Below are 14,168 nucleotides of genomic sequence, written 5' to 3' on the forward strand. Positions count from 1 at the left end.
CTACTTACCGGCCACCGGGAGGGAAACGCCCACCGGTACGCGCGGGTGCTCGCCCTGCCGGAAGGCAATCCGGCAGCGGACACCCGCGGGATCGAAAATATGCTCCAGCGTGCCGCGAAGCTGGCGCTCGACGAGGCGGGCGAGCAGGCCCGATCCCTCCCCGGTCCGGCCGATATTTCCAACGCGCGGTCCATTCGTCTCGATCCACGAGAGAGAAATGGCCTCGCCATTCCGCGACCATGTGATTTCGACCGTGCCCGATTCGATCGACAGCGCGCCGTGCTTCAGCGCGTTCGTTGCAAGCTCGTTGATAGAGAGCCCCAAGGGCACGGCCCGGGTACTGTCAATCTCCGTCGAGGGACCGCTGAGCACAATCCGTCCGGGCGCTGTGTTTCTGTAAGGCTCGACCTCGATTTCGGTAAGATCGCGGATGTCGATGCTGGCATCCCGCGACATGCGCTCGTCGAGCAGCGAATGGGCGCGCGAAAGCGCCTGGATACGCCCGACGAGATCGTCGGCGGCTTCGCCCTTTATCGAGAGCTTCGCCAGGCTTTGCGCGCCCATATAGGCGTTCTTGACCCGGTGGCGCAGCTCATCGCGGGCGAGTTCCGCTTCCTCCAGCGCGCCTGACAGCGCGACGATCAGCCGGACGTTTTCGATCGCCGTCGCCGCCGCACTTGCCAGCGCTTCGAGAATCTCGATCTCCATCCTCGTCGGCTGATAGGGTGCCGCCCAATAGGCGCCGATCGCACCGATCGGATCCTGTGGACGAACCGGCGTCATGGCGATCGCGCGAACGAACGTGTCCTGATAGAGCTCCCGCGGAACGCGGTCCTCGTGGTCGATATCGGGAATGACGATCGTCTTGCGCTCGGCCATCGCCCACCCGCTGACGCAGGCCGATGCCGGGAATTTCTGTCCCTTCCAGAGCGTGCCGATCGCATCCTCTTCGATATAGTGGCAGAGATCGTCCTCTTTCCGGATCACCGCGATGCCCTGGCAACCGATCATGCTGCGCGCGGTGGAGCGGATGATCTCGACGACATGGCTGGCGTCGCGCGCGCCGGCAAGCTGCGCAATCGCGTGCGTCAGGACTGCGAGCGGCGTCGCTTGCTGATCTGTGTAATCCAGGGGTGTCATAGCGGCCTCCTTCCGGGGCCGGCGGCCGTTTCTCGACCACTCAAGGTGGCATCCTACAGGTTTTGATGGGATACGTCTAACAACCGGATCGATTTATATTTTCAAAGATATCGCCCTCCAAAATTGCCGCAACCGGCGCATGCGACGCAACGAAAGTCCAGCCACGGCGTTGGAAAGCTGATTGTGTATGGACCGTCTCGAAGCTTTGCACATAAGGCGTTTGCCGATATCAATCATATCGCCGCAAGGCAGCAGCCATTGCTTCGCTGACACGAAGCTCGAAACAGGATCCCTTCGTTGACATTCCCGCAATTGCGATCCGAAGATCCCGAACTGGGGCACGAGACCCGAAATGGTCTGCCCGCGCTCGTTCTGGCAGCCTTGGGCGTCGTCTATGGCGATATCGGCACCAGTCCGCTCTACGCTTTCAGAGAGGCGCTGCATGCGACGGCGGGATCAGGATCGCATCGCGATAATGTGCTGGGCATTCTCTCGCTGATCGTCTGGGCGCTGACGATCGTCGTCACCGTCAAATACGTGACCTTCGTTCTGAAGGCGGATAACCGCGGCGAAGGCGGCACGCTGTCCCTGATGACGCTCGCGCGCCAGAGCCTTGTCGGGCGCCCGGTCTGGGTGCTCGTGCTTGGCGTCGCCGGCGCCTCGCTGTTCCTGGGTGACGCGATCATCACGCCGGCGATTTCCGTGTTGTCGGCGGTCGAAGGCATTCAGGTGGTGGCACCGGCGCTGTCCGACTGGATCGTGCCGATCACCCTGACGATCATCGCCGTCCTGTTCTTCGTCCAGCGTTTCGGCACCGGCGGCGTCGCATCCGTTTTCGGCCCGGTCATGGCGCTCTGGTTCGCCGTGCTCGGCATCAGCGGCGGCATTCATATCCTCGACGATCCGGCCGTCCTCGGCGCGATCAACCCCGTTCACGCGGTCACTTATGCCGCAAGCAATGTCGGGCTGACGATTACCGTTCTCGGCGCTGTCTTCCTCGCCGTCACCGGCGCCGAGGCGCTCTATGTCGACCTCGGCCATTTCGGCCGCAGGCCGATCGTCATGGCATGGTTCTGCCTCGTCTTTCCGTGCCTGTTGCTCAACTATTTCGGACAAGGCGCCTTTGTTCTCGCCAATCCTGAGATGGCCGCGCACCCGTTCTTCGGCATGCATCCGCCATGGGCCCGCGTGCCGATGGTCTGCCTTGCGACCGCCGCAACGGTCATTGCCAGCCAGGCGGTGATTTCGGGCGCCTATTCGCTGGTGCGCCAGGCGATGCACCTCAATCTGCTGCCGCGCCTGCAGATCCTGCACACCTCGGAGACTCATTCCGGGCAGATCTTCATGCCGCAGGTGAACTCGTTCCTGTTCATCTTCGTCGTAGCGCTCGTGCTCTATTTCAAGAATTCGAGTGGGCTGTCGGCTGCTTACGGCATTGCCGTGACCGGCGAGATGGTGATCACCAGCGTGCTGCTCTTCGTGGTCATGCGCCGCATCTGGAACTGGAAACCGGTAACCGCCGCTGCCGTCGTTGTGCCCCTGTTCCTGATCGACAGCGGCTTCTTCATCGCCAATGTCGCCAAGTTCGCCGATGGCGGCTGGGTGCCGGTGGCCGTCGCATCGACGATGGGGCTGATCATGTACACCTGGATGGCGGGACGCCGTCTGCTGATTGCCCGCACCAGGGCAGACGAGATCCCGCTCGCTTCGATCATCGACCGTCTCGCGCAGAAGCGGCCACCGACCGTTCCCGGCACTGCGATCTTCCTGACCAGCGATGTCGAGGGCGCGCCGACGGCGCTGCTGCACAGCCTCAAGCACTACAAGGTGATCCACGAACAGAACGTGATTCTCAGCGTCATCACCGCGACAACGCCGTTCGTGCCTGATGACGAGAAGATCTTCCTCGAGAGCTTCAATCCGCTGTTCAGCCGACTGATCATCACCTTCGGCTATATGGAGACGCCGAACATCCCGCGCGCGCTCGTGCTCGTGCGCCAGCTCGGCCTGAAGTTCGACATCATGTCGACCTCCTTCTTCCTGTCGCGGCGGACGCTCCTGCCGTCGAAGAAGGGCGGCATGCCCTTCTGGCAGGACCGCCTCTTCATCGTTCTCGCCCAGAATGCCGGGAATGCGACCGACTATTTCGGCCTGCCATCCGGCCGCGTCGTCGAACTCGGGCTGCAGACGACGATCTGACATCTTCTTAAAATGAAAGAGGCGGAGCTCATGCCCCGCCTCTTGCTCACCGGCAGCCTGGAGCTGTCAGATGTCCGCCCTGACGGCCTGGCGCTGGTTGCCGAGCTTTTCGATGCCGAGTTCGACGACATCGCCTGCCTTGAGATAGCGCGGCGGCTTCATGCCCATGCCGACGCCGGGCGGTGTGCCCGTCGAGATGATGTCGCCCGGGTGCAGCGACATGAACTGGCTGAGGTAGGAGACGAGATAGGCAACGCCATAGACCATGGTCTTGCTGGAGCCGTTCTGCATCGTCTCGCCGTTGACTTTCAGCCACATGCCGAGGTTCTGCGGATCGGGAACCTCGTCCTTGGTGACCAGCCACGGGCCGGTGGGACCGAAGGTGTCGCAGGACTTGCCCTTGGTCCACTGGCCGGAACGCTCGATCTGGAAGGCGCGCTCGGAGACGTCGTGGATCGTGCAATAGCCGGCGACATAATCGAGCGCATCGGCTTCGCTGACATACTTCGCGGTCTTGCCGATGACGATGCCGAGCTCGACTTCCCAGTCGGTCTTTTCGGAACCGCGCGGGATGAGGAGATCGTCATTGGGGCCGACGATGGCGGAGGTCGCCTTCATGAAGATGATCGGCTCCGGCGGCACGGTGGCGCCGGTTTCGGCGGCGTGATCGGAATAGTTGAGACCGATGCAGATGAACTTGCCGGTTCCGGCAACGCAGGCGCCGAGCCGCGGACTACCCTCGACGGCAGGCAGCGTGTTCGCATCGATGCGCGACAGTTCGGCGAGGCGATCGGGGTTCAGGGCTGCGCCGGAGAGATCGGCCAGATGGCCCGAGAGATCGCGAATCGTGCCACCGGCATCGAGAAGGCCGGGCTTTTCCTGGCCGGCTCCACCGTAACGAAGAAATTTCATGATGCTTCCATTCTGTTGTCTTCCGGAAATCAGATCGTCCAGCCGCCATCGATGGCGTAGGCCTGGCCGGACGTGTAGGTGGCTCCGGCGAGATAGACTGCGAGCTCGGCGATCTCCTCCGGTGACCCCAAGCGGCCCATCGGCTGGCGGGAGATGAAGGCGGCGCGTGCCGTCTCGTAGTCACCCTGCGCCTTCATGCGATCCTGCAGCGACGGGCTCTCGACCGTGCCGGGGCAAATGGCGTTGCAGCGGACGCCCTGGGCGACATAATCGGCGGCGACCGACTTGGTCAGCCCGATGACGGCCGCCTTGGTCACGCCATAGGCGAAGCGGTTAGGCACGCCCTTGATGCTGGAGGCGACCGAAGCCATGTTGATGATCGAGCCGTCCTTGCGCTCCAGCATGCCGGGCAGTACCGCACGGATGGTGCGGATCATCGCCTTGACGTTGAGGTCGAGGGCAAATTCCAGATCGCTGTCCTTCATCTCAAGGATCGATCCTGCATGGACGAACCCAGCGCAATTGAAGAGCACGTCGACCCGGCCGATCTCGGAGACCAAAGCGTTGACCGCGCCTTCGTCGAGGACGTTGAGCTTGTGGGTCGCAATCCCTGTCTCGGCGGCAAGCTGGGCCAGCGTCTCGGTATTGATATCGGTCGCGTGCACCGTGGCGCCGGCCTGATGGAAGGCGATTGCCGAGGCCCGGCCGATCCCCTGCCCTGCGGCGGTGATCAGAACGGTCTTGCCGGCCAAATCCTGTGTCATGGTTCTATCCCTGTTTCTGTTTGCGCTCGACGAGCAGGATGTGGTCTGCAGCGAGCACGACTTCATTGCGCTGGTTCAGCACTTCGCAGCGCTCGACGACGCGACCCATATCCGGCCGCTTCGGATCGTCTTCCTTCGACGAGATCGTCACGCGGGTGCGGATCGTATCGCCGATATGGACGGGGCGGACGAAGCGCAGGCGGTCGTAGCCGTAGGAGAAGGCGACCGGGTTGATCAGCGTTGCCGTCAGCCCGACGCCGATCGAGAACACCATCGTGCCATGGGCGATGCGCTGGCCGCCGGGCAGCGTCTTGGCGAATTCGGCATCCATGTGATGCGGAAAGAAATCGCCGGTATGGCCGGCATGGACGACGAAGTCGGTCTCGGTGATCGTGCGTCCCGTCGTCGTGCGAACGGAATTCAGCGCGTAGTCTTCGTAGTGGATGGTCTGTTCGGACACGGAATTACTCCTTCGGCAGCGGGCTCAGCGGCGTCGCCGGGCTCGCGCTCGATTGATAGGCGGCTTCGACAAGCGCCATCGTCTGCCATCCGTCTTCGACGGATCCGATGAGCACATCGTCTTCGCCGGAGGCAAAGCGCTGCAGGTTTGCCATGCGGTTGGCAAAGGCGTCCGGGAACCAGGTTCCCTCGAGCGGTACGGAGACCCAATCAGCGGCGCCATCGGCCTTGATCCAGAGTTCGTCCGGCTCGCCGCGCGGATAGTCGAGATTGACGCCGAGCTTCAGATAGGCGGCACCCTTCGTTCCGCAGATGCGGAATTCGCAAGCCTGGAAGCGGCGGCCGAAATCGTGGTCGTGGTTGATCGAGAGCGCGCAGCGGATCCTGTCGCCATAGTCGAGGATCGCGGCGGTGCGCGTCTGCGCCACTTCATGGCTCGGATGGCCGATAGTCTTGGCATGGATGCCGAGCGGATTGCCGAGCAGGTCCCTGACGACATCGAGATAATGGATCGAGTGCATGGCGATCTCGATACGCGGCAGTCCCTTGAGGAACGGCCAGAGACCCCACGGGGTCGCCAGCGCCAGCCAGGCGTCGAAATCGACGACCTCGCCGAGATGTCCCCCGGCGATCGCATCCTTCAGCGCCAGCATAATCGGCGCGAAGCGCAGCTGGAAATTGACAGCGGCCTTTATCCCACGGGAACGGCAGAGCGACAAGATTTCCGTCGCTTCCTGCAGATTGCTGCCCATCGGCTTCTGCAGCAGCGCAAAGGATCCTTCCGGCAGCTTCGACAGGATTGCGGCATGAGCAGCGGGCGGGGTCGCCAGATCGAAGATCGCGCCTTCGGTTTTGAGCGCGTCGTCCTCGGAGGCGAAGGCGACCGTGCCCCATTGCTCGGCGAGCGCGCTCGCCTTGGCAAAATTGGGATCGAAGATGCCTGCGACGGGAAACCCGGCCTTCCTGTAGGCGGGCAGATGTGCGTCGCCGACGATGCTTCCTGCACCGAAGATCACGATCGGGCGCGGCTTGGCCGGACGCGGCCATGATTGCCGCAGACGGCTTGGATCGAAGGCCTCAGTCATGATGGAAGACCTCCTCCATCATCGCCCACCATTCGCCGGGCTTGCGGGTTTCGAGCGGCTGCTGCTGCGGCATGCAGACCGCCCACCATTCCTTGTTCTTCGGATGCGCCGCCATCTTCGCCATATCGGCGTCGAAATCCTCGCCGGTATATTCCCAGTAGCCGAACAGCAGATTTTCCGGCTCTTTCAGGAAGATGGAATAGTTGGTGATGTTGCATTCGGAGATCAGCGCCAGGATCTCCGGCCAGACGGCCGTATGCAGGGCCTTGTACTCCGCGATCTTCTCAGGCTTCAGCCCGACAACCATTCCCATGCGCCGCATGGCCACTCTCCTCAGCCGCGAAACTCTCGGGTGAATTCCTTGATCGAGCGAGCCTCGATGGCCTGCCAATCCCAGCTGATGCCGAGACCCGGTTCGGACGGCGCGATCGCCCGGCCGTCACGGATCTCCATGCCCTTGGTGGTCAGCTGATCGAGCTGCGGAATGTACTCGACATATTTGCCGTTCTGCACCGCGCAGACCAGGCTGACATGCAGCTCCATCAGGAAGTGCGGGCAGACCGGGATATCAAAGGCCTCGGCGGCGTGCGCCACCTTGAGCCAGGGGGTAATGCCGCCGATACGGGCCACATCGACCTGGACGATCGAGCAGGCGCCCTTCTGCATATATTCGCGGAAGTGGCGGATCGAATAGATCGACTCGCCGACGGCAATCGGGGTTGCGGTCGAGCGCGACAGGCGGATATGCCCATCGAGATCGTCGGCCGGCAGCGGCTCCTCGATCCAGGCAAGGTCGAGCTCCTTGAGGCGCGCGGCGCGGCGGATCACCTCATCGACCATGAAGCCCTGATTGCAATCCGTCATGATCTCGAAGCCATCGCCGACGGCAGCGCGCACGGCTGAAAGGCGCGCATAGTCTTCGGCGCCATGCGGCTTTCCGATCTTCACCTTGGAGCCGGAAAAGCCCTTCGACTTCGCCAGCAGCGCGTCTTCGACCAACGCTTCCTTCTCGATATGCAGCCAGCCGCCCTCGGTGGTGTAGAGCGGGCAGCTATCCTTGGCGCCGCCCGCGAGCTTCCACAGCGGCAGCCCCTGCTTCTTGGCCCGGAGATCCCAGAGAGCGGTATCGACGGCGGCGAGCGCCAGGGCGGTGATCGCGCCGATGGTCGTCGCGTGCGTCGCAAATTCCATCTTGTGCCAGATCGCCTCGATGCAATCGGCATCCTCGCCGATCAGCAGCGGGACGAGGTGATCAGACAGCAGCCGCATGATCGACGAGCCACCGGTGCCGATCGTGTAGCTGTAACCAATGCCCGTCGCGCCGTCGGAATCGGTGATCGTGACGATCGGGGTTTCCTGGCTGACGAAGCTCTGGATGGCATCCGTGCGCTTGACCTTGGGAGCAAGGTCGACCATGCGGATTTCAATCTTCTCGATGCGGGCCATGTCTCTCTCCTCCCCTTCAGATTGCCAGGCTCTTGCCGGTATCGGCTGCAAACAGATGCGCCTGCGACAGGTCGAAGCTCATCTTGATTTGTTCGCCTGTTGCCAGCGCCCGCGGATTGAGCATGCGCGCCACCCATTCCCGGCCGGCGAATTCGACGAAGACGAGCGTCTCGTTGCCGAGCGGCTCGGTGATGCTGACGGGGAGGCTCGCCTCGTGGACCTCCGATGCACTTCCCGTGACCAGGCCGTGACCGGTCGGGAAGAGATCGTCGGGGCGCAGGCCGAAGGTGACCTTCTGGCCCTGCGTCACCGCACTCTTGAATTTCGCCGGCAGCGGCAGGCGATCGCCGTTGGCGAAGACGACGCTGTCGCCATCGACGGTGGCATCGAGAATGTTCATCGGCGGCGAGCCGATGAAGCCCGCGACGAAGCGGGTTGCCGGACGCTTGAACACTTCATCCGGGGTGCCGACCTGCTCGATGTAGCCATCGCGCATGATGACGATGCGGTCGGCGAGCGTCATCGCCTCGACCTGGTCGTGGGTGACGTAGATGACCGTTGCCTGCACCTTGGCGTGCAGCTTCTTGATCTCGGTGCGCATCTGCGTGCGCAGCTTGGCGTCGAGGTTCGACAGCGGCTCGTCGAACAGGAAAACCTCGGGATTGCGCACGATGGCGCGGCCCATGGCGACGCGCTGGCGCTGGCCGCCGGAGAGCTGTGCCGGGCGGCGGTCCATCAGGGCTTCGAGGCTGAGGATCGCCGCGGCCTCATTGACGCGCTGGTCGATCTCGGGCTGCGGCACCTTGGCGATCTTCAGCGAGAAGCCCATGTTCTCGCGCACGCTCATATGCGGATAGAGCGCGTAGGACTGGAAGACCATCGAGATATTGCGGTCGCGCGGCGGCAGATCGTTGACGACACGGCCGCCGATTTCGATGTCACCGCCGGAAATCGGCTCCAGACCGGCGACCATGCGCAGCGTCGTGGACTTGCCGCAGCCGGACGGACCGACGAGCGCGATGAACTCCTTGTCGGCGATATCAAGATCGATGCCGTGGACGATTTCGAGTGCGCCGTAGCGCTTGACGAGTTTCTTGAGGGAGACCTGAGCCATGGGAAATCAACCTTTGACCGCGCCAAATGTCAGGCCGGATACGAGATGCTTTTGAATGATGAAGGTGAGCGCCAGCGCGGGAACGATCATGACGACCGCGAGAGCGCACATACCGCGCCAGTCGATGGTGAACTCCGCGGTATAATCGAGGAGGCCGACCGGCAGGGTCTTCGAGTTGACCGAGCGCGTCAGCTGCGAGGCGAGTGCGTACTCGTTCCAGCAGGTGAGGAAGGCGAAGATGCCTGCCGAGGCGATGCCGGGACCGGCCAGCGGAAACTCGACCTTCCAGAAGGCCTGCCAGCGGGTGCAGCCGTCGATCTGCGCGGCTTCCGCCAGATCTTTCGGCACCTGACGGAAGAAGCCGTCGATCAGCCAGATCGTGAAGGGCACGTTGAGCGCCACATAGGTCAGGATCAGGCCGAAATGCGTATCGATGATGCCGATGCGCGAATAGACGATGAAGAGCGGCAGCGACAGCGCGATCCCCGGCACCGACCGCGTCAGCATCAGGCCGAGAAAAGTCGCGGACTTGCCGGCAAAGCGGAAGCGCGCGAAGGCGTAGCCGCCGGACATGCCGATCGCCAGCGCGATCACCGTCGAGGTGATCGAGATGATCAGCGAGTTGCGGAAGTAGTCCCAGATCGGAATGCCACCCTTGCCGATGCCCGAGAACATCGCGCGGTAGGCATCGAGCGACAGCTCGTTCGGAATCCAGACCGGCGGTTTCGCCATGATTTCGACCGGCGGGCGCAGCGAACTGAGCACGATCCAGAAGCCCGGAAGGCAGATGATGAGCATCGCCAGAAACAGGCCGATCAGATAGAAGACACGGCCGATACGGCGGCGCAGGCGTTGTTGTGCGTTGAGATCCATGGCTTACCACTCCGCGCCGATTTGGGTGCGGGCGAGCGCCAGCTTCCGGAAGAAATAAACGGTGAAGGCGATCGACAGGATGATCGAGACATAGGCCATGGCATTGGCAAGGCCCATTTGCGCATCGGCATAGGCGGTGCGGCCGACCAGCGTCCAGAGCAGCTCGGTGCGCCGCGCCGGGCCGCCATCCGTCATGATCTTGACGATGTCATAGGCGCGCGCGACGTCGAGCGAGCGGATCGTCATGGCGATGAAGGCGAAGGGCATGAGGAACGGCCAGATGACATAGCGGAAGGTCTGCCAGGGTGTGCAGCCATCGACACGGGCGGCCTCGACGGGCTCCTGCGGCATGGCGAGCAGTCCTGACAGGATCAGGATCGCGAAGACCGCCGTTGACGACCAGACCTCGGCGACGACGATCGAGAACAGCGCCAGATTGCCGTCAATCAGCCACGGGATCGCGTTGTCGGTCAGCCCCAGCGCCTGCAGGGCATTGTTGATCAGGCCGACATTGTCGTTGAACATAAACTTGAACTGGAAGCCGACGAGCACCGGCGAAAACATCATCGGGAACATCATCATGGTGCGCAGCACGCGCTGGCCCATGGTCGCCTTGTTGACGAGCAGCGCCAGGCCGAGACCGAGCAGCATTTCGAGATTGAGCGCTATCGTCAGCAGTACGACGGTGCGCACGAAAGCGGCGAGAAACACCGGATCGGTGAGGATGCGCATGTAGTTGCGCAGGCCGACGAAGACATAGAGCGTCTGCGGCCGGGTCAGCCGGAACGGCGTGAAACTGGAATAGAGCGAAAGCAGCAGGGGAACCAAGACGACTGCCGCCAGCACGATGATGGCCGGCAGGAGCAGAAGAATGGGTGTCGGAATTTTTTTGAACATCGAGCGACCTGTCCACGCCATATCCGGCGCCTGGACTGCAGGAGGGAGCCTGCAAGAAGCTCCGGTCTTCCAAAAATGAAGCCCCGCACCCGTTTCCGGATGCGGGACCTGTTATGACAGGATCAGAGAGCGCCAGCGTCCTTGAGGATGTTGGTCGCCTTGTCGGCTGCAGCGTCGAGAGCCTCCTTGGAGGTCTTGTCGCCAAGGATGGCCGACTGCAGTTCCGGATAGACCGCGTTGGAAATCTCGATCCATTCAGGCGTGCGCGGAACCGGGAAGGCATGCTTCATGGCTTCCTGGAAGGCGCCGAGAGCTTCCTTCTTGTAAGGGTCGCTTGCAGCCTGCTGGATATCCCAATCCCAGACCGCCTTGCGGGTCGGCAGGGTGCCGTTCGCAGCTTCGATCTTCTGCGAATCCTCATTGGTGAGGAACCAGACGAGCGAGGCCGCCGCATCCTTGTGCTCGCAGGCTTCGGTGACCGAGAAGCCGTGGTGACCGGACCAGCCGGTCCGCTTGCCGGAAGAACCGGCAGGCTGGACGATCACGCCGACATTGCCGGCAATCTTCGAGTTCTTCGGGTCATTGAAGTAAGCGGCCCAGCCAGGCCAGTCGAGATCGAGCGCCACGGTGCCCGAGGCGAAGCCGGCGCCGAGGTCATCCCAGAGGTAGTTGGTCGTGCCGGCAGGAACGGCCTTCGCCTTGTACATGTTCACGAACCAGTCGAGAGCGCGCACACCGGCATCCGAATTGAAAGCCGGCTTGCCGTCCTTGTCGAGATACTCGCCGCCCTCGGCGACCAGCATTTCGAAGAAGCGGCCGTTGATCGCCTCTTCCTTGCCGGGGAACTGCGTGCCGAAGAAATTCGGCGGGTTGGCGAAGAAGATCGCCTGGTCGGAAACCTGCTTCCAGGTGTCCGGCGGCGCGAGGTCATAACCGTACTTTTCCTTGAACGCCTTCTTCTTGGCTTCGTCGGTGTAGAGGCTCTTCTGGTAATACATGGCCGAAACGTCGAACTGGGCGCGCGGCAGCATGACCAGCTTGTCGTCGATCGTCGAAGCGGAGATCGTCGAGTCGACGAACTTGGCGATTTCATCGGCCGGCAGAAGCGGCTTCAGGTCGGCATAGAGGCCTTCGTAGATCGGCGCGAAGGACGAATGGTTGGAACCGACGCACCACTTGATGTCGCCCGAAGCCAGGTCCGACTTCATTTCCTTGTCGAGTTCGAAATAGTTCTTCTTCGAGAGAACGTTGACCTTGGCGCCGGTCTCCTTCTCCCACTCGGCGATGCGCGCATAGAGCGGCTCGTACTGCTGGCCGCCGATCAGCTTGGCATCGATGGTCACACCTTCGAACTTGCCCGGCAGATCGGCCGCATTGGCCACGGATGCAAATAGCGAAATCCCAGCCGCGAGGCTGGCTATCAATCTTTTCATGTTCCTCTCCTCCACAACGGCGACCTTGTTCAAGTTCGCCGACTCTCACATATGAGTTTTATGTTTATATACAAACGACAAGAAAGTTCCTGCGTCAAGCGGAACTTTCCCTTCTCGAATGGTCCGTCTGCGTATATGCAACTATCATTCATGGGAGATCGCACATGGACATGGATGACGCAGACCGCTACCGCGCCCCGGCGCTCGACAAGGGTCTCGACATTTTGGAACTGCTGGCCAGCGTCGAGGACGGCCTGACGCAGGCGGAAATATCGAAGCGGCTCGACCGCAGCCCGAACGAGTTCTACCGAATGCTCGACCGCCTGGTGCGCCGCGGCTATGTGACGAAGCTCGAAGGCGACCGCTTTGCGCTGACGCTCAAGCTCTTCGGCCTGTCGCAGCTGCACGCGCCGACCCGCCGCCTGGCATCCTTCGCGACGCCGCTGATGCGCGATCTGGCGCAGAAGAGCCGGCAGGCAAACCATCTCGCCGTCTTCGACCGCGGCTATGCCGTTGTCATCGCCCAGCAGGAAGCGCCGGACTATTGGGGCATCTCCATCCGCGTCGGCTCTCATGTGAACCTGTTCGACACCGGCTCCGGCCATGTCCTGCTGGCCTTCCGGGATGCCGAAGAGCGCGAACTGATGATCGCCGAGCATGTGCGCAGCAAGGACGATCCGCGGCTGACGCCGGAATTCTACGAGCGGCTCGACCAGATCCGCGAGCGGGGCTACGAGATGATGGCCAGCGCCCAGACGGCCGGCGTCTACAACCTCTCGGCACCGATCCTGGGACCGGACGGACGCGGCATCGCCGCCCTCACCTGCCCCTATATCGCGCTGGTCAACGCGCCGAGCGCGCCTGACATCACCCGTACGATCACCCACCTACAGAAGACGGCGGAACAGCTGTCTCTGCTCGTCGGATCCGATGTCAACGTGAAGTTCTAGGCCTATTTCCTATCTGAATGATCTCTGCATAAGCCGCAAAACGGGGAGGACGCTTTGCTTATCGACACCCACCTGCACCTGATCAACAAGTCGAAACTGAACTACCCCTGGCTCTCCGGCGTCCCGGCGCTCAATCAGGACTTCCTCTACAGCACCTATGCGACGGAAGCCCGCCGCTGCGGCATCGATGCGGCGCTGCATATGGAAGTGGACGTCTATCCCGGCGAAATCCAGCGGGAGACGGACGTCGTCCGGGAGCTTTCGCAGGGTGACGGCAATCTGATCCGCGGCGTCATCGCCTCCTGCCGCCCGGAAGAGGAAGGCTTTGCAGCCTATCTTGAGCGTCAGGTGGCCGATCCCTTCGTGAAGGGCTTCCGGCGCGTTCTCCACGTCGTTCCGGATGATCTCTCCGAAGGCGCCCTGTTTCGCGAAAACATCAAGCGCATGTCGGGCACCGGCCTGACCTTCGACCTCTGCGTTTTGCCGCATCAGATGACCCGGGCGATGGCGCTCGTCGATCTGGCGCCGGATGTGCAATTCGTCCTCGATCATTGCGGCGTTCCGGCGATCAGCAGCGGCGCGTACGATGTCTGGAACGACGGTATCCGGGACATGGCCAAGCGGCCGAACGTCATCTGCAAGGTCTCGGGCATCGTCGCCTATGCCGATGCCGGGACCTGGGACGTCGAGACGCTGCGGCCCTATGTCGAGCATGTCACGTCAAGCTTTGGCTGGGATCGCCTCGTCTGGGGCAGCGACTGGCCGGTCTGCACGCTGGGCGGCGGCCTCTCGACATGGGTCGCGACGACCCATGCGCTGTTTTCAGCCAATAGCGAGAGCGAGCGGACGAAGGTCTTCTCGGGCAATGCCAGGAAGCTCTGGAATCTCGCTTAACA

14 protein-coding genes are annotated in these 14,168 nt (G+C 62.4%); 3 read left to right on the forward strand and 11 right to left on the reverse strand.

Going from position 1 to position 14,168, the window contains the following annotated elements:
- Positions 1 to 1,140 carry a sensor histidine kinase gene (locus ABIE40_RS19940; protein WP_199625448.1) on the reverse strand — a complete coding sequence of 380 codons (1,140 nt, stop codon included), beginning with the start codon at positions 1,138 to 1,140 and terminating at the stop codon, positions 1 to 3.
- 297 nt (positions 1,141 to 1,437) lie between these two features.
- Here ABIE40_RS19940 and ABIE40_RS19945 point away from each other — a divergent pair, with 297 nt between their 5' ends.
- Positions 1,438 to 3,339, forward strand: coding sequence for a potassium transporter Kup (locus ABIE40_RS19945; RefSeq protein ID WP_130280019.1), 1,902 nt, complete (start codon positions 1,438 to 1,440; stop codon positions 3,337 to 3,339).
- Between the two features lie 66 nt (positions 3,340 to 3,405).
- Here the strand turns inward: ABIE40_RS19945 and ABIE40_RS19950 are convergent, their stop codons facing one another.
- The 10 genes from ABIE40_RS19950 to ABIE40_RS19995 form a co-directional block, all read right to left on the reverse strand.
- Positions 3,406 to 4,251 (reverse strand): fumarylacetoacetate hydrolase family protein, encoded by an 846-nt coding sequence (locus tag ABIE40_RS19950; protein WP_199625449.1) that lies wholly within the window; start codon positions 4,249 to 4,251, stop codon positions 3,406 to 3,408.
- Between the two features lie 29 nt (positions 4,252 to 4,280).
- Entirely contained in the window at positions 4,281 to 5,015 is a 735-nt protein-coding gene (locus tag ABIE40_RS19955; protein WP_199625450.1) for an SDR family oxidoreductase, read from the reverse strand.
- A gap of 4 nt (positions 5,016 to 5,019) precedes the next feature.
- The gene (locus ABIE40_RS19960) at positions 5,020 to 5,475 is read right to left on the reverse strand and encodes a MaoC family dehydratase (RefSeq protein ID WP_199625451.1); all 456 of its coding nucleotides are present in this window, start codon (positions 5,473 to 5,475) and stop codon (positions 5,020 to 5,022) included.
- A 4-nt stretch (positions 5,476 to 5,479) separates the two neighbouring features.
- Positions 5,480 to 6,559, reverse strand: a complete 1,080-nt coding sequence (locus ABIE40_RS19965) for a Gfo/Idh/MocA family protein (protein WP_199625452.1) — start codon at positions 6,557 to 6,559, stop codon at positions 5,480 to 5,482.
- A complete protein-coding gene (locus ABIE40_RS19970) occupies positions 6,552 to 6,881 on the reverse strand; it encodes an L-rhamnose mutarotase (protein ID WP_199625453.1) in 330 nt (109 codons plus the stop codon). The genes ABIE40_RS19965 and ABIE40_RS19970 overlap by 8 nt, the downstream gene beginning before the upstream one ends.
- An 11-nt stretch (positions 6,882 to 6,892) precedes the next feature.
- Entirely contained in the window at positions 6,893 to 8,005 is a 1,113-nt protein-coding gene (locus ABIE40_RS19975; RefSeq protein WP_199625454.1) for a mandelate racemase/muconate lactonizing enzyme family protein, read from the reverse strand.
- Positions 8,006 to 8,021: 16 nt separating this feature from the next.
- Positions 8,022 to 9,119: an ABC transporter ATP-binding protein gene (locus tag ABIE40_RS19980; protein WP_199625455.1), complete on the reverse strand. Its 1,098-nt coding sequence runs from the start codon at positions 9,117 to 9,119 to the stop codon at positions 8,022 to 8,024.
- Positions 9,120 to 9,125: 6 nt separating this feature from the next.
- Positions 9,126 to 9,992: a carbohydrate ABC transporter permease gene (locus ABIE40_RS19985; protein ID WP_199625456.1), complete on the reverse strand. Its 867-nt coding sequence runs from the start codon at positions 9,990 to 9,992 to the stop codon at positions 9,126 to 9,128.
- A gap of 3 nt (positions 9,993 to 9,995) precedes the next feature.
- The gene (locus ABIE40_RS19990) at positions 9,996 to 10,889 is read right to left on the reverse strand and encodes a carbohydrate ABC transporter permease (RefSeq protein ID WP_130280031.1); all 894 of its coding nucleotides are present in this window, start codon (positions 10,887 to 10,889) and stop codon (positions 9,996 to 9,998) included.
- A 122-nt stretch (positions 10,890 to 11,011) separates the two neighbouring features.
- Positions 11,012 to 12,322, reverse strand: coding sequence for a type 2 periplasmic-binding domain-containing protein (locus ABIE40_RS19995; RefSeq protein ID WP_199625457.1), 1,311 nt, complete (start codon positions 12,320 to 12,322; stop codon positions 11,012 to 11,014).
- A 164-nt stretch (positions 12,323 to 12,486) separates the two neighbouring features.
- On the opposite strand from ABIE40_RS19995, the gene ABIE40_RS20000 reads away from it, so the two are divergent.
- Positions 12,487 to 13,272: an IclR family transcriptional regulator gene (locus ABIE40_RS20000; RefSeq protein WP_112712426.1), complete on the forward strand. Its 786-nt coding sequence runs from the start codon at positions 12,487 to 12,489 to the stop codon at positions 13,270 to 13,272.
- A 54-nt stretch (positions 13,273 to 13,326) separates the two neighbouring features.
- Entirely contained in the window at positions 13,327 to 14,166 is an 840-nt protein-coding gene (locus tag ABIE40_RS20005; protein WP_199625458.1) for an amidohydrolase family protein, read from the forward strand.
- Positions 14,167 to 14,168: the final 2 nt, after the last annotated feature.

Source organism: Rhizobium sp. OAE497, from assembly GCF_040546565.1.
Taxonomy (GTDB): domain Bacteria; phylum Pseudomonadota; class Alphaproteobacteria; order Rhizobiales; family Rhizobiaceae; genus Rhizobium.